The organism is Nocardia sp. CA-128927, from assembly GCF_050955855.1.
Classification (GTDB): Bacteria; Actinomycetota; Actinomycetes; order Mycobacteriales; family Mycobacteriaceae; genus Nocardia.
The window spans coordinates 8,902,729-8,924,977 of record NZ_CP192087.1 but is presented as its reverse complement, the minus strand read 5'-3'; the positions used below and the strand labels follow the sequence as shown (position 1 = coordinate 8,924,977).

General features: G+C 66.8%; 22 protein-coding genes. 16 read left to right on the top strand and 6 right to left on the bottom strand.

Features of this window, described 5'->3' with window-relative positions; all coding sequences use genetic code 11:
- Positions 1 to 144: 144 nt before the first annotated feature.
- Positions 145 to 378 (bottom strand): WhiB family transcriptional regulator, encoded by a 234-nt coding sequence (locus tag ACQPW1_RS41510; protein WP_029901515.1) that lies wholly within the window; start codon positions 376 to 378, stop codon positions 145 to 147.
- Positions 379 to 759: 381 nt separating this feature from the next.
- Here ACQPW1_RS41510 and cofD point away from each other — a divergent pair, with 381 nt between their 5' ends.
- From cofD to ACQPW1_RS41470, 8 genes are all read left to right on the top strand, one after another.
- On the top strand, positions 760 to 1,968 hold the full coding sequence (gene cofD / locus ACQPW1_RS41505) for a 2-phospho-L-lactate transferase (RefSeq protein WP_433658616.1): 1,209 nt from the start codon (positions 760 to 762) through the stop codon (positions 1,966 to 1,968).
- Positions 1,965 to 3,305: a coenzyme F420-0:L-glutamate ligase gene (locus tag ACQPW1_RS41500; protein ID WP_433658614.1), complete on the top strand. Its 1,341-nt coding sequence runs from the start codon at positions 1,965 to 1,967 to the stop codon at positions 3,303 to 3,305. Before cofD ends, ACQPW1_RS41500 begins: the two co-directional genes overlap by 4 nt.
- Positions 3,302 to 3,820 carry an NUDIX hydrolase gene (locus tag ACQPW1_RS41495; RefSeq protein ID WP_433658612.1) on the top strand — a complete coding sequence of 173 codons (519 nt, stop codon included), beginning with the start codon at positions 3,302 to 3,304 and terminating at the stop codon, positions 3,818 to 3,820. The genes ACQPW1_RS41500 and ACQPW1_RS41495 overlap by 4 nt, the downstream gene beginning before the upstream one ends.
- A gap of 183 nt (positions 3,821 to 4,003) precedes the next feature.
- Complete coding sequence (locus ACQPW1_RS41490; RefSeq protein ID WP_433658610.1) at positions 4,004 to 5,257, top strand: alkane 1-monooxygenase; 1,254 nt, start codon at positions 4,004 to 4,006, stop codon at positions 5,255 to 5,257.
- A 73-nt stretch (positions 5,258 to 5,330) separates the two neighbouring features.
- Entirely contained in the window at positions 5,331 to 5,504 is a 174-nt protein-coding gene (locus tag ACQPW1_RS41485) for a rubredoxin (RefSeq protein ID WP_433658608.1), read from the top strand.
- Positions 5,501 to 5,683, top strand: a complete 183-nt coding sequence (locus tag ACQPW1_RS41480; protein ID WP_357380821.1) for a rubredoxin — start codon at positions 5,501 to 5,503, stop codon at positions 5,681 to 5,683. The genes ACQPW1_RS41485 and ACQPW1_RS41480 overlap by 4 nt, the downstream gene beginning before the upstream one ends.
- A 40-nt stretch (positions 5,684 to 5,723) precedes the next feature.
- Complete coding sequence (locus ACQPW1_RS41475) at positions 5,724 to 6,344, top strand: TetR family transcriptional regulator (RefSeq protein WP_433658606.1); 621 nt, start codon at positions 5,724 to 5,726, stop codon at positions 6,342 to 6,344.
- A 192-nt stretch (positions 6,345 to 6,536) separates the two neighbouring features.
- Positions 6,537 to 7,802 (top strand): alkane 1-monooxygenase, encoded by a 1,266-nt coding sequence (locus ACQPW1_RS41470; protein WP_433658604.1) that lies wholly within the window; start codon positions 6,537 to 6,539, stop codon positions 7,800 to 7,802.
- Between the two features lie 18 nt (positions 7,803 to 7,820).
- Here the strand turns inward: ACQPW1_RS41470 and ACQPW1_RS41465 are convergent, their stop codons facing one another.
- Entirely contained in the window at positions 7,821 to 8,867 is a 1,047-nt protein-coding gene (locus ACQPW1_RS41465; RefSeq protein WP_433658602.1) for a glycerophosphodiester phosphodiesterase, read from the bottom strand.
- Positions 8,868 to 8,968: 101 nt separating this feature from the next.
- Between ACQPW1_RS41465 and ahcY the strand changes: the two genes are divergently transcribed.
- The 7 genes from ahcY to hpf all read left to right on the top strand — a co-directional run bounded on the left by ahcY (position 8,969) and on the right by hpf (position 17,348).
- Entirely contained in the window at positions 8,969 to 10,453 is a 1,485-nt protein-coding gene (ahcY, locus tag ACQPW1_RS41460; protein ID WP_433658600.1) for an adenosylhomocysteinase, read from the top strand.
- Between the two features lie 63 nt (positions 10,454 to 10,516).
- Positions 10,517 to 11,164 carry a dTMP kinase gene (locus ACQPW1_RS41455; protein ID WP_433658598.1) on the top strand — a complete coding sequence of 216 codons (648 nt, stop codon included), beginning with the start codon at positions 10,517 to 10,519 and terminating at the stop codon, positions 11,162 to 11,164.
- 78 nt (positions 11,165 to 11,242) lie between these two features.
- Positions 11,243 to 11,920 (top strand): MtrAB system response regulator MtrA, encoded by a 678-nt coding sequence (gene mtrA, locus ACQPW1_RS41450; protein WP_069163595.1) that lies wholly within the window; start codon positions 11,243 to 11,245, stop codon positions 11,918 to 11,920.
- Positions 11,921 to 12,035: 115 nt separating this feature from the next.
- Positions 12,036 to 13,754, top strand: coding sequence for an MtrAB system histidine kinase MtrB (gene mtrB, locus ACQPW1_RS41445; RefSeq protein WP_433665483.1), 1,719 nt, complete (start codon positions 12,036 to 12,038; stop codon positions 13,752 to 13,754).
- Complete coding sequence (lpqB, locus tag ACQPW1_RS41440; protein ID WP_433658595.1) at positions 13,751 to 15,574, top strand: MtrAB system accessory lipoprotein LpqB; 1,824 nt, start codon at positions 13,751 to 13,753, stop codon at positions 15,572 to 15,574. Before mtrB ends, lpqB begins: the two co-directional genes overlap by 4 nt.
- Positions 15,575 to 15,765: 191 nt before the next feature.
- Positions 15,766 to 16,410, top strand: a complete 645-nt coding sequence (locus ACQPW1_RS41435; RefSeq protein ID WP_433658593.1) for a ComF family protein — start codon at positions 15,766 to 15,768, stop codon at positions 16,408 to 16,410.
- A 227-nt stretch (positions 16,411 to 16,637) separates the two neighbouring features.
- Positions 16,638 to 17,348, top strand: a complete 711-nt coding sequence (gene hpf / locus ACQPW1_RS41430) for a ribosome hibernation-promoting factor, HPF/YfiA family (RefSeq protein ID WP_433658591.1) — start codon at positions 16,638 to 16,640, stop codon at positions 17,346 to 17,348.
- Positions 17,349 to 17,456: 108 nt separating this feature from the next.
- On the opposite strand, the gene ACQPW1_RS41425 is transcribed toward hpf, so the two are convergent.
- Genes ACQPW1_RS41425 through ACQPW1_RS41410 form a run of 4 tightly spaced genes read right to left on the bottom strand, consistent with a single transcriptional unit; the run spans position 17,457 to position 20,294 of the window.
- The gene (locus ACQPW1_RS41425) at positions 17,457 to 18,569 is read right to left on the bottom strand and encodes an MAB_1171c family putative transporter (RefSeq protein WP_433658589.1); all 1,113 of its coding nucleotides are present in this window, start codon (positions 18,567 to 18,569) and stop codon (positions 17,457 to 17,459) included.
- Positions 18,566 to 19,090, bottom strand: coding sequence for a hypothetical protein (locus ACQPW1_RS41420; RefSeq protein ID WP_433658587.1), 525 nt, complete (start codon positions 19,088 to 19,090; stop codon positions 18,566 to 18,568). The genes ACQPW1_RS41425 and ACQPW1_RS41420 overlap by 4 nt, the downstream gene beginning before the upstream one ends.
- Before the next feature lie 48 nt (positions 19,091 to 19,138).
- Entirely contained in the window at positions 19,139 to 19,585 is a 447-nt protein-coding gene (locus tag ACQPW1_RS41415; protein ID WP_433658585.1) for a hypothetical protein, read from the bottom strand.
- 1 nt (position 19,586) lies between these two features.
- Positions 19,587 to 20,294, bottom strand: a complete 708-nt coding sequence (locus tag ACQPW1_RS41410) for a helix-turn-helix domain-containing protein (protein WP_433658583.1) — start codon at positions 20,292 to 20,294, stop codon at positions 19,587 to 19,589.
- 319 nt (positions 20,295 to 20,613) lie between these two features.
- Here ACQPW1_RS41410 and ACQPW1_RS41405 point away from each other — a divergent pair, with 319 nt between their 5' ends.
- Positions 20,614 to 21,906: an acetyl-CoA C-acyltransferase gene (locus tag ACQPW1_RS41405; protein WP_433658581.1), complete on the top strand. Its 1,293-nt coding sequence runs from the start codon at positions 20,614 to 20,616 to the stop codon at positions 21,904 to 21,906.
- Positions 21,907 to 22,249: the final 343 nt, after the last annotated feature.

Below are 22,249 nucleotides of genomic sequence, written 5' to 3'. Positions count from 1 at the left end.
CCCCAGTCGGTCGTGTTGCCTGCCGACGGACTTCGGGCGGGGGCTCGGGCGTACCCCCGGAGCTACCCGTGTCTCGCGAGAATCGTTGTCGCCGTGGCGACTTGTCGCGCTTGCGGATAACTCGGGGGTCAACCCAAGTCTTTTCTAGCCGATGCCGCGCTTCAGGCGGCGGCGCTCTCGTTCGGAGAGACCACCCCAGATGCCGAAGCGCTCATCGTGGGCGAGTGCGTATTCCAGGCACTCGTCGCGCACTTCGCAGCCCATGCAGATCCGTTTCGCCTCGCGAGTCGAGCCGCCCTTCTCTGGGAAGAACGCCTCCGGATCGGTCTGCGCGCACAGGGCGCGCTCTTGCCACTGCTCTTCGATGGATTCGAACATCTCGTCGAAGCCCGTGACGACCAGGCTGAGCCGGGGCGTCGAGTTCTCGTCACCCATGCTGTGTCCAGGCGTCAAGACTTCGTCACCCCCCTCGCGTTCTATCCAGCCGTTGTCTGCGCAGACGCCACGTGCTGCGCCTGCTGTGGAATCGGTCGGCGAGACCATCTCGTTGGCCATCGCTCCGCCTCCTCACTGTGTGTTAGCGCAGAATGATTCGATCCGTCGGACCAACACGCTTACCGACGGCCATACCCCGCGACGTTGTCCCGCGGACGTCCCCGAGCTCGTCATCTCGATGCGAACATCTGTTCGAAAAGCCGTTCGCGCCTTGCACTCTCGCGCGAACCCGAAATGACATGACTGTGATTAGACACGCCGGACGTGTCGATGGTCAAGCGGCCGTCGCTATTCCGTTACTATCCGCGAACGCTTTCGAAGATGATCTTGAGTCGGAGTAGGGCAAATGACCAGCAACTCTGGCCCGAACATCGCCCGGTCCGGCAGCGCATAGGCTGTGCGGATGTGACTTCCCTTCAAGCGGACACCGAACCCGTCGGCGGGCCACGGATTGCCGTCCTGGTCGGGGGTGTCGGCGGCGCTCGCTTTCTCCAGGGCGTCCGGGAACTGCTGCCCGATGCCGATGTCTCCGCGATCGTGAACGTCGGTGACGACGTCTGGATGCATGGCCTCCGGATCTGTCCTGACCTTGATACCTGCATGTACACCCTTGGTGGCGGCATCGATATCGAGCGTGGCTGGGGCAGGCCCGCCGAGACCTGGCACGCCAAGGAAGAGCTGGCGAAGTACAACGCGCAGCCGGACTGGTTCGGCCTCGGCGATCGCGACCTCGCCACCCATTTGGTTCGGAGTGAAATGTTGCGCGCCGGGTACCCGCTGTCCGCGGTTACCGAGGCGCTCTGCAACAGGTGGCAGCCCGGCGTGAAACTGATCCCGGCAACCGACGATCGGTGTGAAACGCATGTGATTGTGAGCGACCCGGACAACCCTGGCGAACGCAAGGCGATCCATTTTCAAGAGTGGTGGGTTCGCTATCGCGCGAACATCGAGACCCATGGATTCGCCACAATTGGGGCAGAGGACGCCAAACCAGCCCCAAATGTGATCGAGATCATAGAGTCGGCGGATGTGGTCTTGCTCGCTCCCTCGAACCCCGTGGTGAGCATCGGCGCCATCCTCGCGGTGCCCGGTATCCGCGGCGCGCTGCGCACCACCCCGGCCAAGGTCATCGGGATTTCCGGCGTGATCGACGGGAAACCGCTGCGCGGGATGGCCGACGAGTGCCTGTCGGTGATCGGCGTCGAGACGACCGCCGAGGCGATCGGCCGCCACTACGGCGCCCGCTCGGCCACCGGCATCCTGGATGGCTGGCTGATCCACATTACCGACACCGCGGACGTGCCCGGTGTAGAAGTACGCAGCGTGCCGCTGCTGATGACCGATCCGCCGACCACCGCCGAGATGGTGCGGGAGGCCTTGGACCTCGCGGGCGTGAGCGAGCGCAGCGAGCGAGCCATGAGCACAGCGCCGTCGGGCACGGCGGAGGCGAGCGCTAGCGAGGTGAAGCCGTGACCTTTGATCATGCGGCCGGTGAATTACGCATCCTGCCGATCACCGGCCTGCCGGAGTTCCGGCCCGGCGACGATCTCGCCCAGCACATCGCCGACCGTGCCCCCTGGCTGGCCGACGGCGACGTGCTCGTGGTGACGAGCAAGATCGTCGCCAAGGTCGAGGGACGCATCGTCGAGGCGCCGCTGGACCCGGAGGAGCGCGACGCGCTGCGCCGCACCCTGGTCGAGCAGGAGGCGGTGCGGGTGCTCGCGCGCAAGGGCCGCACCCTGATCACCGAGAACAAGCTCGGCATCGTGCAGGCCGCGTCCGGCATCGACGGCTCCAATGTCGAACAGGGCGAATTGGTCCTGCTGCCAGCCGATCCCGACGCCAGCGCGAAGGCCCTGCGCTCGGCGCTGGCCGAGCGGCTCGGCGTGCAGGTCGCCGTGGTCGTCACCGACACCATGGGCCGGGCTTGGCGCAACGGCCAGACCGACACCGCGATCGGTTCCTCGGGTCTGCGGGTGCTGCACGACTACGCGGGCGCGGTCGACGGGCAGGGCAACGAACTGCTCGTCACCCAGGTCGCGATCGCGGACGAGCTGGCCGCCGCGGCGGATCTGGTGAAGGGCAAGCTCGGTGGCGTGCCGGTCGCAGTGGTGCGCGGGCTGCCGATCACCGACGACGGGTCGAGTGCGGTGGACCTGCTGCGCGGTGGCACCGACGACCTGTTCTGGCTCGGCACCGCCGAGGCGATCGAGCAGGGGCGTCGCGAGGCGGTGCTGCTGCGGCGCTCGATCCGGCAGTTCGCCGACGCGCCGGTCGATCCCGAACGCGTCCGCGCCGCGGTCGCGGTGGCACTGACCGCGCCCGCGCCGCACCACACCCGGCCGGTGCGCTTCGTCTGGCTGCGCAAGACGGGTCTGCGTGCGCAACTGCTGGAGGCGATGACCGAGAAGTGGCGCGCCGATCTCACCGCGGACGGGCTGGCGCCCGATCGGGTGGAACGCCGAATCGCCCGTGGCCGAATCCTTTTCGACGCCCCCGAGGTGATCATCCCGTTCTGCGTGCCGGACGGCGCGCACGACTATCCGGACGAGCGGCGTCGCGCGAATGAGCGCACCATGTTCACCGTCGCGGTCGGCGCGGCGGTGCAGGGTCTGCTCGTCGCGCTGGCCACCGAGGGGCTCGGCAGCTGCTGGATCGGCTCGACCATCTTCGCGCCGGAGGTCACCCGCGACGTGCTCGGTCTCGACGACGACTGGAATCCGTTGGGCGCCATCGCCATCGGCCATCCGCTCGAGGAGCTCACGCCGCGCCCGGTGCCCGGCTCCAGCTTCGGCCTGGTCGAACTGTGACGGCAGATTCCTTACATGCCTCCGCGACCGAATTGCTCGAATCCTGGTCGCCCGCTGAGGGTTACGACTGGTCGCTGCGGCATGCGATGCTCGCGTTCCTCGGCTCGGCGCCGCGCGGCTGCCTGCGCGAGCACGCGCCGGGACACATCACCGCCTCGGCGGTGGTTTTCTCGCACGACGAACGCGAGGTCCTGCTGACCCTGCATCCGCGGGTCGGCTTCTGGATCCAGCTCGGCGGGCACTGCGAAGAAGGCGACGACACGGTGGCCGGTGCCGCGCTGCGCGAGGCCACTGAGGAATCGGGCATCAGCGGGCTCCGGCTGGAGCCGGAACTGTATGGCGCTCAGGCGCATTCGATCACTTGCTCGCTCGGCGTGCCGACCAGGCATCTCGATCTGCTGTTCCGGATCACCGCGCCCGCGGGTGCCGTGCCGGTGCGCAGCGCGGAGTCCACCGACCTGCGCTGGTGGCCGGTCGACGCGCTGCCGGAGAACGCCGAAGTGCTGCTGCGCTAACACCCCTCGACAACAGGCACCCCGGTCGGACACTGCTCCGACCGGGGTGTTTGCGTCTGCGCGACCCGCGCTTCTTTACAAATCAGCTGATTTGTCTAGACAAACGACAAATCGATCTCTATCGTCCATTTCAGAGGTAACGCACGTCACACGTGACGTGCCGCTTTTGGATTGGAGACAACGATGTCGACAGAGGCCGACACGTCCGCCCAGCCGGTGACCACCCCGGACTGGCGCGATCGCAAGCGCTACATGTGGCTGTGGGGATTGTTCGCCCCGACCGGCCTTTTCACGATCGGTATCCCACTGATCCTGGCGCTCAACGCAATTGGCTGGCATCACCTGGCCCAGGTGCCGTTCTGGCTCGGGCCGATCCTGGTGTATCTGTTGATTCCGTTGGCGGACATATTCTTCGGGCCCGACGGTGACAATCCGCCGGACGAGGTGATGGAGTACCTGGAGCACGACAAGTACTACCGCTACCTCACCTACCTGTATCTGCCGTTCCAGTACGCCTCGCTGATCGTGGCCTGCTATTTGATCACCGCGGACAACGTGAGCTGGCTCGGCTTCGACGGCGGCCTGCACCTGGTCGACAAGATCGGCCTGGCGATCACGGTCGGCATGCTCGGCGGCATCGGCATCAACACCGCGCACGAATTGGGGCACAAGAAAGTCCAGCTGGAGCGCTGGCTGTCGCGGATCGCGCTGGCGCAGTCGTTCTACGGGCATTTCTATATCGAGCACAATCGCGGCCACCACGTGCGCGTCGCGACACCGGAGGATCCGGCGAGTTCCCGTGTCGGCGAGAGCTTCTGGGCATTCTGGCCACGCACCGTGTGGGGCAGCCTGACGTCATCGTTGCGGTTAGAGAAGGCGCGCCTCGCGCGTCTGGACAAGAAGCCGTGGAGCCTGAAGAACGAGGTGCTGAGCGCGTGGCTGATGTCGGCGGCGCTCTACGTGGTGCTGGTCGCGGTGTTCGGGATCGCCCTGCTGCCCTACCTCGTGTTGCAGGCGGTGATCGGTTTCAGCCTGCTGGAGGCGGTCAACTACCTGGAGCACTACGGCCTTGTCCGGCAACGCACTTCGTCCGGCCGGTACGAGCGGCCCGCGCCGGTGCACAGCTGGAACAGCGACCACATCGTTACCAACATCTTCCTGTACCACCTGCAGCGGCACAGCGACCACCACGCCTACCCGACCCGGCGCTACCAGACGTTGCGCAGCTGGGACGGCGCGCCGAACCTGCCCAGCGGATACGCCAGCATGATCCTGCTCGCCTACTTCCCGCCGCTGTGGCGCCGGGTGATGGACAAGCGGGTGCTCGCGCACTATCACGGCGACATCACGCTCGCGAACATCCATCCCGCCAAGCGGGACAAGGTGATTGCCCGCTACCAGGGCGGTGTCGCGACCGGCGAGGTGCAGGCCCAATGAGTGAGCGTAGCGAGCGAATCATGTGCCAGCTCGCCAGATTCATGCCGGAGCCGAGCGCTAGCGAGGTGCAGGCATGAATCTGTTTCGCTGCCCCGTGTGCGAATACGTTTACGACGAGGCGAAAGGCGCGCCGCACGAAGGATTTCCTCCCGGAACGTCCTGGGCGAAAATCCCCGACGACTGGTGCTGTCCGGACTGCGGTGTCCGGGAAAAGATCGATTTCGAACCGATGGGAGCTGTTAAGTGACAGATTACAAACTTTTTCAGTGCATTCAATGCGGCTTCGAATACGACGAGGCCAAGGGCTGGCCGGAGGACGGGATCGTCGCGGGCACCCGCTGGGACGATATCCCCGACGACTGGACCTGTCCGGACTGCGGCGCGGCGAAGGCCGACTTCTACATGGTCGAAATCGAACGGTCGTGATGTTTTGACTGCGGGAACCGCCCGTGACAGTGTCGCCGGTATGCCGCGCTCCGGAACCCGCGTCCCCTATCAGGAGGCGGCGCGTGAACTCTTGCGCGCCTCGGTCCTCGGGGCGATGCGCGAACTGCTCACCGAACGGGACTGGTCCAAGATCACTCTCGGTGATGTGGCGGCCAAGGCCGGGGTGAGCAGACAGACGCTCTACAACGAGTTCGGTTCCCGCAGTGGGCTGGCGCAGGCGTACGCGCTGCGGCTGGCCGACGATCTGGTCGATCACGTGGACGCGGCCATCACCGGCAATGTCGGTGATGTGCGCGCGGCGTTCACCGAGGGAATGACCAATTTCTTTGTTGATGCCGCTGCCGACCCGCTGGTGCAATCACTGCTCGCCGGCGAGGTGAAATTGGATCTGTTGCGGCTCATCACCCTTGATGCTGGGCCGTTGCTCGCCCAAGCGACCCGGCGCCTGTCGCTCGCTTTCCAGCACAGCTGGGTCGCGGCGACCGCGGCCGAATCGGATGTCATCGCACACGCGCTTGTTCGCATCGCGATGAGCTACATCCCGACGCCGCCGGGTCCCGGACACGATGCGCCGGGAGAGTTGAGTGCGTTGCTGAGTCCGTACGTCGAGGCGATTCTGGCGGCCCGGATCGATCACTGATCGAACTCTGAAGAACCCCAGTCCGTTTGCGTTAAGTAAGCCACGCCTTCAAGTACATGAGAGCCTGCTTAAAAACCAACTGCCATGGATGTAACCCTCATCACGTTTCAACCTCCAGAGTCTGCGTAACAGCCGTACAGTCTGGAACTATTCTCGGCATCGGAGTAAGGGTTCCTATTTAGCGGGGCAAACGTGCAAACGGCTGGCAAACCGGCGGTAACTTCTGATCCCAAACGACACTTATGGGTTTTCGGCTTGATCGCTCCACTGAGCGCACTCTTGCCCTCGCAACTTGTGTTGCAAACGGGCGCAAGGGTGTTCTGGTGGATCGGTCCGATCATCGTGCTGATCGTCATCCCGGTCCTGGACTGGGTTGTCGGCGAGGACGGCACCAACCCGCGCGATGAGGATTACGAGTTGCTGAGCAACGACCGGTACTACCGGTGGTGCACTTATCTTTTCCTTCCTGTTCAACTGATCGGCCTGCTCATCGCCTGCGCGATGTGGGCGGGTCACGAGCTGAGCATCGTCGACAAGCTCGGCCTGGCAGCGACACTCGGCTTCGTCAGCGGCATCGGCATCAACGCCGCGCACGAGCTCGGGCATCGGGTCGAGCACGCGGAGCGCTGGCTGGCCAAGGTCGCGCTGGCGCAGTCGTTCTATGGACATTTCTTCGTAGAGCACAACCGCGGACATCACGTGCGGGTGGCGACTCCGGACGATCCGGCCAGCGGCCGGCTCGGCGAGACGCTGTGGGAGTTCCTGCCGCGCAGTGTGTTCGGCAGCTTCCGCTCGGCCATCGAGCTGGAGCGGGTGCGCCTGGAGCGCAAGGGCCTGCGCTGGTTCAGCGTGCACAACCACATCCTGCAGGCGTGGTCGATGAGCGTGGTGCTGTTCGGCGCCATGTGCGCGATCTTCGGCATCGGCATTCTGCCGTGGCTGTTCTTGCAGGCCGTGATCGGTGCGTCGCTGCTGGAGACGGTGAACTTCATCGAGCATTACGGCCTGCTGCGGGCGAAGCGCCCGAACGGGAATTACGCGCGCTGCTCGCCGCGCGACAGCTGGAACAGTGATCGGTTGGTCACCAACATCTTCCTGTTCCATCTGCAGCGGCACAGCGACCATCACGCCAATCCCGGCCGCCGGTACCAGACGCTGCGCAGTTCGATGCAGGCGCCGCAGCTGCCCGCCGGGTACGCGACGATGATTCTGTTCGCGATCCTGCCGCCGGTGTGGCGGGCGATCATGGACCACCGGGTGCTCGAGCACTACAACGGCGACGTCACCAAGGCGAACATCCATCCGCGTAAGCGCCGCCGCCTGCTGGAGCAGTACGGCACGGTCGCCACCATCAGTGCTGCGGCTCAGGCGAATTCGGCGCAGGGAAGTTCGGCGCAGTCGGCGTCGGCCCAGCAGGACTCGGTCGAGTCCGACGTGCCGGAGTCCGGCGCCGCGTAGTTGCCCGGCTGCCCCGGCTCAGCGGTGGTAGGCAGGAGGCAGGGGTAAACCCTTCTCCTGCAATACCTCCCGCATCCGGTCGGGGTAGTCGGTGATCACGCCGTCGACGCCGGTGTCGATCTGCGCGGCGATGGTGGCCTTGTCGTTCACCGTCCACGGGACCACCCGCAGGTCCAGTTCGTGGGCGCGCTCGACATAGGCCTTGTCCGCGACCAAGCCGAAGCCCGGCTCACCCGCCTTCTTGCCGTACGGAACCGAGTAGCCGGGTGAGGCGGCATTGGCGCCGAGCGCCTTCACCGCGCCCAGTGGATCGCCCGCGAAGTCCTCGTAGCGGATGGGGCCGAGCCACTTGGAGCCCGCGACGAAGGTGGTGTCGTCGTAGAGCGCCACCAGGGGGATCGCCGGATTCGCGTTGCGCACCAGCGGAAGTGACCGCCAGTCGAAGCTCTGGATGTCGACGTTGCCGGTCTCGCCCGCCGCGGCGACCGTGCTGAGGATGACGTCGACGAACTCCTGCGGCGTCGCCGACTGCTCGGGATGTTCGGCCTCCACCTTCGTTTCGATGTTGTAGCGCAGGTGCGCGCCACGGTAGGTCTTCACCAGATCGAACAGCGCGGGCAGCGTGGCTATCCGGTTGCCGGGCACCGCCTGCTGGCCCGGGAAGTCGGCCAGGGTCTTCCCGCAGTCCAGCGTTTGGGTCTGCGCGTAGGTCAGGTCGTGCACCAGCTTGCCCACGTAGGGGAACTGCGGATCGTCCGGCACCACCGGCGCGGTGTCCGCGCACTTGGTCCCGAGCACGGTCGGGTCGTGCCAGATCATCGGCATCTTGTCCTTGGTGAGCACGATGTCCAGTTCCAGCGTGCGCACACCGAGTTCGATCGCCTTGGTGAAGCCTGCCAGCGACTCCTCGGCGGTGAGACCTCGGCCACCACGGTGCGCCTGCAGCTCCACCGTTCGCGGCGCAGTAGCGGATGAGGAGTCGGATCGGCTGTCGCAGGCGGCGCTCACACCGAGGACGAGCGACCCGGCGACAGCGGTCGTGACGATGGCGCGGAGGTTCGGCATCGCGCCAAGCTAGCAAGGGTGAGTACGGTGTACCCATCCGCCGCGCCAGCGATTAACCTTGCGTGTTGGTACCGACATTCCAGGAGAGGCAGATAGAGGCTATGACGACCTCAGAACTTCCCGCCCGAACTGAACTCACCGCCGATGTCCGTAATGGCATCGACTTCAAGGTGGCAGATCTGGCGTTGGCCGAATTCGGCCGCAAGGAGATCCGGCTGGCCGAGCACGAGATGCCCGGCCTGATGGCACTGCGCCGCGAATACGCCGATGTGCTGCCGCTGCAGGGCGCGCGCATCTCCGGCTCGCTGCACATGACCGTGCAGACCGCGGTGCTGATCGAGACCCTGGTCGCGCTCGGCGCCGAGGTGCGCTGGGCCTCCTGCAACATCTTCTCCACCCAGGACCACGCCGCGGCCGCCATCGTGATCGGCCCGCACGGCACCATCGACGAGCCCAAGGGCACCCCGGTCTTCGCCTGGAAGGGCGAGACCCTGGAGGAGTACTGGTGGGCCGCCGAGCAGATGCTCACCTGGCCGAACGAACCGGCCAACATGATCCTCGACGACGGCGGTGACGCCACCATGCTGGTGCTGCGCGGCGCGCAGTTCGAGAAGGCCGGCGTGATCCCGCCGGAGGACGAGAGCCACTCGGCCGAGTACAAGGTGTTCCTGAACCTGCTGCGCGAGCGCTTCGAGTCCGACAAGGGCAAGTGGAGCGCCATCGCCGATTCGGTGCAGGGCGTCACCGAGGAGACCACCACCGGCGTGCTGCGGCTGTACCAGTTCGCCGCCGCGGGCGAGCTGGTGTTCCCGGCGATCAACGTCAACGACTCGGTCACCAAGTCCAAGTTCGACAACAAGTACGGCACCCGCCACTCGCTGATCGACGGCATCAACCGCGGCACCGATGTGCTCATCGGCGGCAAGAAGGTGCTGATCTGTGGCTACGGCGACGTCGGCAAGGGCTGTGCGGAATCGCTTGCCGGACAGGGCGCCCGGGTGCAGGTCACCGAGATCGACCCGATCAACGCGCTGCAGGCGCTGATGGACGGCTACGACGTGGTCACCGTGGAGAGCGCGATCGGCGACGCCGACATCGTCATCACCTCGACCGGCAACAAGGACATCATCACCCTCGACCACATGAAGGCGATGAAGGATCACTCGATCCTCGGCAACATCGGTCACTTCGACAACGAGATCGACATGGCCGGCCTGGAGCGCTCCGGCGCGACCCGGATCAACATCAAGCCGCAGGTCGACGAGTGGACCTTCAAGGAGTCCGGCAAGTCGATCATCGTGCTGTCCGAGGGTCGCCTGCTGAACCTGGGCAACGCCACCGGCCACCCGTCGTTCGTCATGTCCAACAGCTTCTCCAACCAGGTGATCGCGCAGATCGAACTGTGGACCAAGCCGGACGAATACGACAACGAGGTCTACCGTCTGCCCAAGCACCTCGATGAGAAGGTCGCCAAGATCCACGTCGAGGCGCTCGGCGGCGAGCTGACCAAGCTCACCAAGGATCAGGCCGAGTACATCGGTGTGGATGTCGACGGCCCGTACAAGCCGGAGCACTACCGCTACTGAGTTCGCACGTTGACAGGGGCCGCCGGATCATCGCGATCCGGCGGCCCTTGTACTCTGCGTGCCATGGGAGCGCTGGTAGTCATCGAGGGGCTCGACGGTGCGGGCAAGCGGACGCTGACCGAGGCCGTCACCACCCAATTGCGTGCTGCCGGACTGCGGATCGACTCGCTGGCGTTTCCGCGGTACGGCCGCTCGGTGCACGCCGATCTCGCGGCGGAGGCGCTGCACGGGGCGCACGGTGATCTCGCGGCCTCGGTCAACGCGATGGCGCTGCTGTTCGCGCTGGACCGGGCGGACGCGCGCGACGAGTTGACGAAGTCGTTGGCGGACAACGACATCGTGCTGCTCGATCGGTACGTCGCCTCCAACGCCGCCTACAACGCGGCCCGGCTGGACCAGCCCGCCGACGGCAAAATCGTCGGCTGGATAGGCGAATTGGAGTACGAGCGGTTCGACCTGCCGGCCCCGGCGCTGCAGGTGTTGCTCGATGTCTCGCCGGAGCTCGCCGCGGAACGGGCGCGCAGGCGCGGCGAACTCGACCACACCAGAGCACTCGACGCGTACGAACGTGACGCGGCTCTGCAGCAGCGCACCCTCGCGGTGTACCGTGAGCTCGCTCAACGGAACTGGTATGGGCCGTGGTGGATATTCCGATCAGGTGACGATCCAGCCACGCTGGCTGCGCGATTGGCCGATTTGATTACCCGCTAGGGTTAGATGTGCGGCGGGTTCACACCAGTGTTGGCGTGGCAGCCCGATCCTGGCCTGGGAGATGACAACATAGTAATTATGAAGCCGAAGATTCTGGTCGTCGACGACGATATGGCACTCGCAGAGATGCTCACGATCGTCTTGCGCGGGGAAGGGTTCGACCCGCATGTGGTCGGCGACGGCACACAGGCCCTGGCGGCGGTTCGCGAGATCCGCCCCGATCTGGTGTTGCTGGACCTGATGCTGCCCGGCATGAACGGCATCGATGTATGCCGCGTGCTGCGGGCCGATTCCGGAGTACCGATCGTGATGCTCACCGCGAAGACCGACACGGTCGACGTGGTGCTCGGTCTCGAGTCCGGTGCCGACGATTACATCGTCAAACCGTTCAAGCCGAAGGAACTCGTCGCCCGGGTGCGCGCGCGATTGCGCCGCACCGAGGACGAGCCCGCCGAGCTGCTCTCCATCGCCGACATCGTGATCGATGTGCCCGCGCACAAGGTGACTCGTGGCGGCGCGCAGATCTCGCTGACGCCGCTCGAGTTCGATCTGCTTGTCGCGCTTGCCCGCAAGCCGCGTCAGGTGTTCACCCGCGAGGTGCTGCTCGAACAGGTGTGGGGTTACCGGCACGCCGCCGACACCCGACTGGTGAATGTGCACGTGCAGCGGCTGCGCGCCAAGGTCGAGAAGGATCCCGAGAATCCGGAGATCGTGCTGACCGTCCGTGGCGTCGGCTACAAGGCCGGACCGCCGTGATCCGTCGCGGTTCGCGAGTGGTGGCAGTGTTCGTGCGGACGGAGGCATCGAGCGCCGACGAGGCTCGGTCGTGACCGATCGCTCCAGGAACCAACTGGAGCGGCGACTGGCAGCGATGGGTGCCCGGTTCACCGAGCTGGGCACGTTGCTCGGTCACCTCTGGCAGCGCTCGCTGCAACTGCGGGTCGCGGTCTCGACGATCACGCTGTCGCTGATCGTGATCACGATCCTCGGCGTGGTACTGACCGATCAGATCACCAACCGGATGTTGGACACCAAGATCAACGCGGCGGTCGAGGAGATGGGCCGCGCCCGCAACGCGGTGCACAGCCAGTTGGTCGGCACGCACGACACCGGCGCCCAGCTGAAAGAGGCGCGCAATTCGCTGTCCAGCGACGGCAGCCCGCAGACCGGTGTCGCGGGCAGTTACGACGTGGCACTGGTGATGCTGAGCAGCAGCCAGCAGGAGGTTGCCGCCGGGCCGATTCAGGACGTGCCGAACGAGCTGCGCAACTTCGTGCGGCGCGGACAGGTCAGCCGCCAGTTCACCACCGTCTCGGACTCGAGCGGGTATCACGGACCGGCGTTGATCATCGGCAGCCCGAGCACCGAAGTACCCACGCTGGAGATCTATCTCATCTTCCCGCTGGCCAGTGAGGCGCGCAGCCTGTCGCTGATGCGCGGCACCATGCTGATCGGCGGCATCGTGCTGCTCGTCCTGCTTGCCGCGATCACCGCGCTGGTGACCAGACAGGTGGTGCTGCCGATCCGTTCGGCGGCGCGCATCGCCGGTCGCTTCGCCGACGGCAGGCTCAAGGAACGCATGCTGGTGCGCGGCGAGGACGACATGGCGCGGCTGGCGCAGGCGTTCAACGAGATGGCCGAGAGCCTGTCCAACCAGATCACCCAGCTGGAGGAATTCGGAAACCTGCAGCGCCGGTTCACCTCTGACGTCAGCCACGAGCTGCGCACCCCGTTGACCACGGTTCGGATGGCCGCGGACCTGATCCACGGCAGCAGCGACGATCTCGATCCCGCGCTGGCCCGCAGTGCGGAGCTGTTGGTCAACGAGCTGGACCGGTTCGAGGGACTGCTCAACGATCTGCTCGAGATCAGCCGCCACGACGCGGGCGTCGCCGAATTGCAGGTCGAATCGCTGGACGTGCGGATGTGCGCGCGGGCGGCCATCTCGACGGTGCGTCATCTGGCCAAGGACGCCAGCGTCGAGGTCGTCATCGATATGCCCGAGGAACCGTTGGTGGCCGAGGTCGATCCGCGCCGGGTCGAGCGGGTGCTGCGGAACCTGCTGGCCAACGCCATCGATCACAGCGAGGGCAAGCCGGTGCTGATCAGGATGCGCGGCGACGTCGACGCGAACGCGGTCTCGGTGGTGGTGCGCGACCAGGGCGTCGGCCTGCGGCCCGGCGAGGAGAAGCTGGTCTTCAACCGGTTCTGGCGTTCGGATCCGTCCCGGATGCGCCGCTCCGGCGGCACCGGTCTCGGACTGTCGATCAGCGTGGAGGACGCGAACCTGCACGAAGGCAGGCTGGAGGCCTGGGGTGAGGTCGGCGTCGGCGCGAGCTTCCGGCTGACGCTGCCGCTGGTGCGCGGCAAGAAGCTCGGCGCGAGCCCGCTGCCCCTGGAGCCCGTCCGCAAGCAGGCCGTGGTGCGGCAGGTCGAACTGGAGATCGTGCCGAATTCGATTGAGCCGGAGCTGGGTTCGGCAATCGGCGACGGTGGTGCGGTACCCACGGGTGGGAACGGATCGACGGCGGTAGCGGAGTCTCAGCAGGGTGCCGACGCGGTGCAGAAATCGGGAGACGTACCGTCATGAGAATGCGTGTCGGTTCTGCTAGCAGGCAGCGGCTGTTCGCGTTCGGCGCGGCGGCCCTTGCGGCCTTGGTCGTGCTCTCCGGGTGTGCCAGCCTGCCGGAATCCTCGGCGCCGCAGGCGCTCGGCACCATCAACCGCGAGCCGACCTCGGAGGGACCACCGCCGCCCATCGCCGGGCGCGACCCCGATCTGCTGCTGCGCGACTTCCTGCTGGCCACCGCCGACCCGACCAACCGGCACCTGGCGGCCCGCCAGTACATGACCCCGTCGGCCGCCGCGCAGTGGGACGACGCCGCGGGCACCACGATCGTGGAGAAGCCGGATACCTTGCGCGAGTCGCGAACCGGCGACAAGGCGACCTACCGGATCCGGGCGCGCAAGGTCGCCGAGCTGGACACCAACGGCGCGTACCGCGCCTCGGCGGACCCGCCGCTGGAAAACAAGATCGAGATGACCAAGGTCAACGACGAGTGGCGCATCGACGAGCTGCCCGACGGCGTCGTGATGGACGCCATCGCGTTCGGCAAGATGTATCGGCGCTACGTGCTCTACTTCGTCGATCCGACCAGCAGCGTCGTGGTGCCGGATCTGCGTTGGGCGGCCGTGCCCAAGGCGCAGCTGACCCAGCGGCTGCTCGGCATGCTCGGCGAGGGCACCCAGCCCGCGCTCGCCCCGGTGCTGCGCAACGAGCTGGCCGCGCCGATCACCTTGCGCGGCCCCATCACCAAGGCCAACGGCGATCCGGACGAGGTCGGCTCGCCGATCGGCGGCGTGAAGATCGACTTCGCCGGTGCCTCCGCGCTCAATCCGCACGATCGTGAGTTGCTCGCCGCGCAGGTGGTGCTGACCCTCGCGGGCGCGGACATCCTCGGTCCGTATGTGCTGCTCGCCGACGGCAAACCCTTCGACGATCGGTTCACCGGTAGCGGCTGGTCGACCGCCGACGTGCAGCAGTACAGCCAGCCGACGCTCGGGAACAGTCAGATCGGCCTGCACGCGCTGCGCGGTGGCGCGCTGGTGCAGGTGCCGGAGAACAACGCGCCCATCGCGCCTGCCCCCGGCTACTTCGGCACCGTGAACAACCTGCTGTCCGCCGCGCTTTCGCCGGACAGTCAGCTGGTCGCCGGCGTCGCGGACACCGGGCGGCCCGCTCCGGAACCGCCGCGCACATTGATGATCGGCACCTACGGCGGCAACGCGATTCCGGTCGCCGCGGGCACCAGCATCACCAGGCCGTCCTGGAACATCGACGGCACCGCCGCGTGGGCCGTCATCGATGGCGAGCGGGTGATCCGCGCGGTGCACGACCGGACCACCAACACCGTCTCGGTGCAGGATGTCGACACCTCGGCGCTCACCGCCGCGGGCTCCGGGTCCACCTTCCGGGCACCCATCACCGAGCTGCGGATCTCCCGGACCGGCGTGCGGGCCGCGCTGATCGCCGACGGCAAAGTCTATGTCGCGGTGGTCATTCCGAAGCCCGGCGGCGGCTACGCACTGGCCTCGCCGTTGCCCGTCGCCGTCAACTCGAGTGCGGCCGCGGTGTCGTTGTCCTGGTTCGGCAGTGACCGGTTGATCATCTCCAGGGAAGGCAATGTCGACCCGGTGGGCACCGTGTCGATCGACGGTTCGCAGCCGATCCCGCAGACCAGCCGGAACCTGACCGCGCCGGTGCGCCAGGTCAGTGCGACCCCGGAACATCAGTACGCCGCCGATTCCCGCGCGGTGCTGGAGCTGACCAGCAACCCGGACGGCGGCGAACCCTACTGGCGTGAGGTGCCGGGTCTGGGTGCGAACGCCGTCCCGGTGCTGCCCGGCTGAACCGGTACTCGCGCTCCCGCCGCTTGGGTACCGCAGAACGGGGTGTCCGGCGTCGCGAGCACTTTCGCCGCCGCCACCTGCCGTGGCAGGGGCGTAAATGGCTCTGTGGCAACGGAATCTGGTCGCTGGTAAGCGCGGATCGGTCCGGACGTTGGCAGGTCTGTGTCGGTGGGTGCGCGCAGACTCGGGCGATGCGGACCTTGTTGGATCTGATCCTGCCCGCTTCGTGTGCGGGCTGTCGTGTCGCGGGGGTCGGCTGGTGCGCCGCATGTGCGGCGGCACTCGCGGGTCCGCCGATGCGGGTGTGGCCGCGGACCGATCCGGGGGTGCCGTGCTGGGCGCTCGGACCGTACGCGGGGCCGGGGCGGCGGGCGGTGCTGGCGGCCAAGGAACGTGGGCGCCGGGATCTGGCGGAGCCGCTCGGGCTGGCGTTGGCGGGTGGGCTCGCGCGCTTGCGGGCGGGGGATCGGCCACTGGTGTTGGTGCCCGCACCGAGTCGGCGGGTCGCGGCGCGCAGGCGCGGTGGGGATCCGGTGCTGCGCACGGCGCGGGTAGCCGCGAGTTGGCTGCCTGATAGCCAAGTGGTATCTCTGTTGCGGGTGTGGTGGGGTGTGCGTGATTCGGTGGGCTTGACACCCGGTGAGCGGGCTCACAATCTGCGTGGTTGTGTCACCACGATACCCGCCCACACGGCGTCGCCGCAGATTCCGGGAAACGCCGAGGTAGTGCTGGTCGACGACGTGCTGACAACCGGTGCGACGGCGCGCGAGTCGGTGCGCGCGCTGGCTCGGATCGGACTACCGACACGTGCCGTACTGGTTACCTGTGCTGCTTGACTCCGGGAAATTTGCGTGAACACTGGCGCACTCCCCGATGTCGTACTAGCGTCGCGAACACACACCCGAACCGGGAGTTTGGAGGTGGCGCCTCGGACATCATGTGCCGAGAGATCGTCGATCGGCACGGCTCATTCCCGCCGCACGCACGTTGTCTGTGCGGCCATATTCGGGAGGTACGCGTGACGACTTCTTCACGACCTTCAGTGCAAGACGCCGATCCTTCGGTGTTGGATGACAGCACCTTGGACGTGACCGAACAATCCCTCGCGGACCGAACCAGGGCGCCCCGTGCGGACGTCGTGGTCAAGGGACGCAATGTCGAAGTTCCGGATCACTTTCGAATCTATGTCGCGGAAAAACTCTCCCGGCTCGAACGCTTCGATCCATCCATTTTCATCTTCGACGTCGAGCTGTTTCACGAGCGAAATCGTCGGCAGCGCAAGAGCTGTCAGCGAGTCGAGATCACCGCGCGCGGCAAGGGCCCGATCGTCCGGGCCGAGGCCTGCGCCGACAGTTTCTATGCCGCGCTCGAGTCGGTGACGGCCAAGCTGGAGAGCCGCCTGCGCCGCACCAAGGATCGCCGCAAGGTGCACTACGGAGACAAGACCCCAGTATCCGTTGCCCAGGCGACCGCCGATCTGGTGGACGATTCGCTGTTCACGCAGTCGAACGGATCCACCGCGCACGACCACCCCGACGGCGACCTGCGCCGCCGCCCCGATGCAAACCCGGAGAACTCGGAATACGCGGCCGGACCGGGCCATATCGTTCGCACCAAGGTGCACACCGCGACTCCGATGTCCGTCGACGACGCCCTCTACCAGATGGAACTCGTCGGCCATGACTTCTTCCTCTTCCAAGACCGAGAGACCGACCGACCGTCGGTTGTCTATCGTCGGCACGCCTTCGACTACGGCCTCATCCGGCTCGCATAGTCCAGGGTCCACCACCCCATCCGCCGCTCCGGGCAGTCAGCGCTCGAGTTGGGTGCCCGGAGACCCGCATCGGTCGACACGACCATCAGCCGCCTAGGCTCGGCTTCGCTACGAATTCCGCAGTTCTGTTGTGGCCATGCGATTTTCGCGACTGTTCCAGACCCGTGCGAGATCGAGCAGGCCGCGGATATCGGCGTCGATATCGTTCGACGGTGCGCCGAAGCGATCGACCTCGCGCGGGGCCGTCGCCGGCGCGGTGCCGTTGTGCTTGGCGGCGATGGCCTGCCGCAGCTGCCAGGCGTAGCGCTCATTACTCGGTGAGTCGAGCGCTGTCGCCTGGTCGGCGGGCAGGTACCGGTGCAACTGCATCAGGGCGTCCCGGATCTCCACCGTGGTGCGTAGCAGCCGCGCGTCGGGGCTCGGTTTGTCCGGCGGCAGCACGATTTCCGGCACCGCGGCGGTGAGGTCGACCCACAGCGGACGCAGCGTGCGCCAGCGTCGTCCGGATCGATCCCACCCCGCCGCGGTCAGCACCTGTGCGACCAGCGGGACGGCCAGGATGGAGCAGCCGAGGAAGGTTGCGCCGAACGCCGGTCCGGCCCAGCGGGCCAGCTGTGGGTCGTCGACCGGCCACCAGCCGGTCAGCTGTGCCGCGGACAGCGCGAGCCCGCCGCAGCCGACGACCATTGTCGCTACCAGCGTGCCGTAGAGGAGACGCTCGGCCGGAGGCGCGTCGCCGGAGCGCAATTCGCGCAGCGCCGATCGCCAGACCAGGCGTCCGCAGGTGATGAGCGGGAACCACATGATCGCCCAGACCAGGACGGCCTCCCAGGTCGGCGACTGACCGAGCAGCCGTCCCTGCTGGCGCGCCGATGTCCCGACGATCAGGATGATGACGACCGTGACCACGCCGGCGAGGTCGTAGATCCGCTGCCGCCGTCGCGCCGTGTCCGGGTCGGCACCGGCCCACAGCTTGGCCGTGCCGTACAGGCTCGCGGTCTCCATCATGAGTGCGCCCATGGCGAGTTGGTGGGTGAGACTGCCGATCTGGGGCGCGATTCCGCGTTCCCACAGCACCAGTCCGATGCCTGCCCACCCGAGGGCGCGGTTGAGCAGTCGATCGATCATCGTGTGGTGCAGTAGCAGCCTGCGTCCGAGCACGACCAGCACGACGAACACGATCACCGGCACCGCGAGCACCGCGGGAACGGGGGAGCTCACCGACGGCGGTCGCGGAAGAATGTCCGGTGCAGCAACGAGTCTCGGCGTGGTGGCCGCATGGCGTGCAGCATGACCATGTCGGCGAAGGTTTCGGCGTCGCGTTCGCGAGTGGTGCCGTAGTCCGTGCGGCCGAGGACGTGCGCGATGGATTCCGGCGAAATCGACGGCAGCAGTTCGGCGACGGCGGCCACCGTCGGGGTGGGCTGCGCGGGTTCGCCGTCGGTCGGCTGCTCGGGGCCGTGGCCAAGCAGCATGTGGCCGAGTTCGTGCACGATGATGTGCTCGGCGTGCCACTCGGTGGTGTCCGCGCCGTAGACGATGACGTCGCTGTCCTGCTTGGCGATCCACAGTCCGCTGCCGGTGCCGCAGCCGGTGCCCGCGAGCAGCGCGGTATCTATCGGGAGCAGGCTGATATGTCGGCCGCGATACTGCGCGACATCATCGAGATAGCTCGACAGATCCCACGGGTGCGGTATCGGTACGTCCCGGGTCAGGTTCCGGAACCGGGCCTGCATGGCCATGCGATCGATCTCCTACAGCAAGCTCATTGCCCCCAGTAGGTAGCGATATTACCGACTCGGCGGTACGGGACGATCCGTGCTCTCGATGATTCTGGCGAGAATCGTCTGGTCGACGTTTGAACCACGCAGCGCGATGCTGGAAACGTTGGCATCGCGCATGGTCGCGAGCAGCTCGAGCTCGCGGTCGATGGCCGCGGCCGCCGGACCCGTCGTGGTGAGGTAGTCCGCGGCGACGCCGAAGCTCTGCGCGATCGCCGCCAGCAGCCCCGGTTCGACTGCGGCAGAGGCACTTTCGCCGTCGAACTCGCCGCTGCGTAGTCGCTCCAGCTGGCTCGCCGGGACGGCCCGGTGCAGGTAGTCGGCGGCCTGCTCGGCCACCGTCGCATTGCTGCGCTCAGGGGCGGAGCGGGGGTGCACCACCGCGAACAGTCGATTGATCTTGTGGCTCAGCGTCAGCGTCGCATTGGTCGGCGCGTCGTCGGTCATCTCCGTCACTTCAGTGCCCACCGTTTCGACTCGCGGTCGTGGCCAGGTTGGCAGCCAGCCACCGTGCCCGGAACTGGCCTTCTGTCGCAGCATCCACGTCCTCCGATCGTCCGGCCAACCAGCGCCGGTATCGCCGTTCCTGCAGTTCGGTCGTGTCACTGGCTTCGGCGGGCACCTCGAGCAGGTGCGCGAACGCCATTTCCACGAGTGGGTGTAGTACTCGGCCCGGTCCGCCGTTGCGTTCCAGCATCGAGGTCGCGTAGCGCGCCGAGAGTTTGGAGACCACCCGGTTGAGTTCGCCGATCGCGGCGACCAATTGGGGGTCGGTGGTGCGGCCGTGCTCGACGGCGTCGTTGAGTCGGCCCGCGGTCGCGAGAAGTCCGGTGAGATCGGCGATTTCGAAGCGGATCGAGTCGGGTCCGGCCACGACGGACTCGCCCGGGTGCCGGGCGGTCGGCGCGGGATCGGCGGTGGCGGGCGTACCGCCCGCGTAGGTGCGTGCGGCACTGCCCGGCAGCCAGCGCAGCGGCGCGTCGAGTTTGTTCAGCGTGGTGGTGCTGATCGCCGCGTCGCCGTCCTCGATCTTGCGAATCGTCGGAGCCGACGGCCCCCCGAGGTCGCCGATCTGTAACTGCGTGAGTCCGAGCTCGTCCCGGCGTTCCTTGATGATTCGGCCGAATCTCTTCTGGCGCCGCGACAGCTCCGAAGGGCTATGCATAGTGCGTTCTAGGGTAGGGCGCGACCAGGATCAAAGGCAAATCAATAGAAAATGTTTGAAAAATCGGTGGCAACATTGTTACTGTTCTGATGCGCCGAGTCACACCCGACTTCGGCCTTGCGGAGCGTTCCGAGACGAGCAGGGGCGTTCGTCGGGACGGGCGCCTCCGGTCTGTTGCGCAACGGCGCGCGGCAGGCCGGAACCAGCGACGGTGGAGGGGATCGGCGCTGGGCACGGGATCACCGTCGGCGAAGGGGGTCGACGGTGAACTTACTATGGAGTAAGTTTGGTGGTCATAGATCTCTCGAAAGGAAATCGCATGGACACCAAGGCTGCTCGCCGTGCCGTTATCGTGTCCGGTGCGCGCACGCCGTTCGTGCGTGCGTTCACCGGATACACGCGGATGGATTCCATCGCACTCGCCGATGCCGCCGTCCGGGGGTTGTTGGAGCGGACCGGGCTGCCCGGCGCGCAGGTGCAGGCGATCGTGTGGGGCGGGGTCATCCTGCCGAGCGCGGCGCCGAACATCGCCAGGGAGATCGCGCTCGACCTGCAGCTCGACGCAGGCTGCGAGGGTTACACGGTGACCAGGGCCTGCGCCTCCGGCCTGCAGGCGGTGACCTCCGCCGCGGCCGCGATCGAGCGCGGTGAATACGACATCATGATCGCCGGTGGCAGCGATTCCACCTCCAATGCCGAGGTCAAGTTGCCGCAGAAGGTGGTGCACGCCGCCGCGCCGCTGGCGCTGGGTAAGCCGAAGCCGAAGGACTACCTGTCCGCGGTCGCGCAGCTCGCGCCGTTCACCGATCTGCTGCCGAGCCGGCCGAAGATCGCCGAGCGCACCACCGGCGAGGTGATGGGGGAGTCGGCCGAGAAGATGGCCCGCATCCACGGCATCAGCCGCGCCGATCAGGACGAGTTCGCCGCCCGCTCGCACCATCGCGCCGCCGCGGCCATCGACTCGGGCCGATTCGACGACGAGGTGCTGCGGGTACGTACCCCCGAGGGCACCGAGATCGACCGCGACGGACTGGTCCGCGGCAACACCAGCATAGAAAAACTATCGAAACTGAAGCCGGTCTTCGCCGAAAACGGCACGGTGACCGCGGGCAACGCCAGCCCGCTCACCGACGGCGCGTCCGCCGTGCTGCTGATGAGCGAGGAGAAAGCCCTGGAGCTCGGCTATCGGCCGCTCGCCGCGTTCCGCTCCTGGAGCTACGTCAGCGTCGACCCGACCGACCAGGTGCTCATCGGCCCCGCGATCTCCATGCCGCGCGCGCTGGACAAGGCCGGAATGTCGTTGAGCGACATCGATTTCGTCGACATCCACGAAGCGTTCGCCGCGCAGACCCTGTCCGTGCTGGCCGCGCTCGGCAGCACCGAGTGGGCCAAGACCCGGCTGGACCGGGACACCGCCGTCGGCGACATCGACATCGACACCCTCAACGTGCACGGCGGTTCGGTTTCCCTCGGCCACCCATTCGGCGCCACCGGCGCCCGAATGGTCACCACGATGGCGAACGAACTCGCCAGGACCGGCAAAAACGCTGCGCTGCTGGGTATCTGCGCCGCAGGCGGCATCGGCGCTTCGGCCGTCCTGGAGCGCGTCTAGCGCCTCCGAGCGCGCCCGCCGCGCACAAGTTCGCCTGCCGCGCACGAATCAGCTAGCAATCTCGTGCGCGGCAGAAGAACACGTGCGCAGCGCCGCGTCTCGTGCGAGCCTGCGGCTCCGAGAGGCGCCGCCGCGTGCAGGTTCGTTTGCCGCGCATAGGTTGGCCTGCCGCGCGCGAATCGGTGGGCAATTTCGTGCGCGGCAGCGCAATACGTGCGCGGCGCAGGCCCGGAGCGTCACGCGACGGCGGGGCGTTCTGCGGCGTGTCTGAACGCCTGCCGCGCATGGTTTGGCCTGCTGCGCACGAATCAGTTCGCAATTTCGTGCGCGGCGGAAGAATGCG

Bases quoted from the DNA above. Each gene is read 5' to 3' on its own strand.
- ACQPW1_RS41420 (WP_433658587.1), bottom strand. From the start codon at position 19,090: ATGGCCATGCAGGCCCGGTTCCGGAACCTGACCCGGGACGTACCGATA.
- ACQPW1_RS41465 (WP_433658602.1), bottom strand. From the start codon at position 8,867: ATGCCGAACCTCCGCGCCATCGTCACGACCGCTGTCGCCGGGTCGCTC.
- ACQPW1_RS41410 (WP_433658583.1), bottom strand. From the start codon at position 20,294: ATGCATAGCCCTTCGGAGCTGTCGCGGCGCCAGAAGAGATTCGGCCGA.
- ACQPW1_RS41405 (WP_433658581.1), top strand. From the start codon at position 20,614: ATGGACACCAAGGCTGCTCGCCGTGCCGTTATCGTGTCCGGTGCGCGC.
- mtrB (WP_433665483.1), top strand. From the start codon at position 12,036: ATGGGTGCCCGGTTCACCGAGCTGGGCACGTTGCTCGGTCACCTCTGG.
- ACQPW1_RS41485 (WP_433658608.1), top strand. From the start codon at position 5,331: ATGAATCTGTTTCGCTGCCCCGTGTGCGAATACGTTTACGACGAGGCG.
- ACQPW1_RS41435 (WP_433658593.1), top strand. From the start codon at position 15,766: ATGCGGACCTTGTTGGATCTGATCCTGCCCGCTTCGTGTGCGGGCTGT.
- ACQPW1_RS41490 (WP_433658610.1), top strand. From the start codon at position 4,004: ATGTCGACAGAGGCCGACACGTCCGCCCAGCCGGTGACCACCCCGGAC.
- mtrA (WP_069163595.1), top strand. From the start codon at position 11,243: ATGAAGCCGAAGATTCTGGTCGTCGACGACGATATGGCACTCGCAGAG.
- ACQPW1_RS41475 (WP_433658606.1), top strand. From the start codon at position 5,724: ATGCCGCGCTCCGGAACCCGCGTCCCCTATCAGGAGGCGGCGCGTGAA.
- lpqB (WP_433658595.1), top strand. From the start codon at position 13,751: ATGAGAATGCGTGTCGGTTCTGCTAGCAGGCAGCGGCTGTTCGCGTTC.
- ACQPW1_RS41455 (WP_433658598.1), top strand. From the start codon at position 10,517: ATGGGAGCGCTGGTAGTCATCGAGGGGCTCGACGGTGCGGGCAAGCGG.
- ACQPW1_RS41510 (WP_029901515.1), bottom strand. From the start codon at position 378: ATGTTCGAATCCATCGAAGAGCAGTGGCAAGAGCGCGCCCTGTGCGCG.
- ahcY (WP_433658600.1), top strand. From the start codon at position 8,969: ATGACGACCTCAGAACTTCCCGCCCGAACTGAACTCACCGCCGATGTC.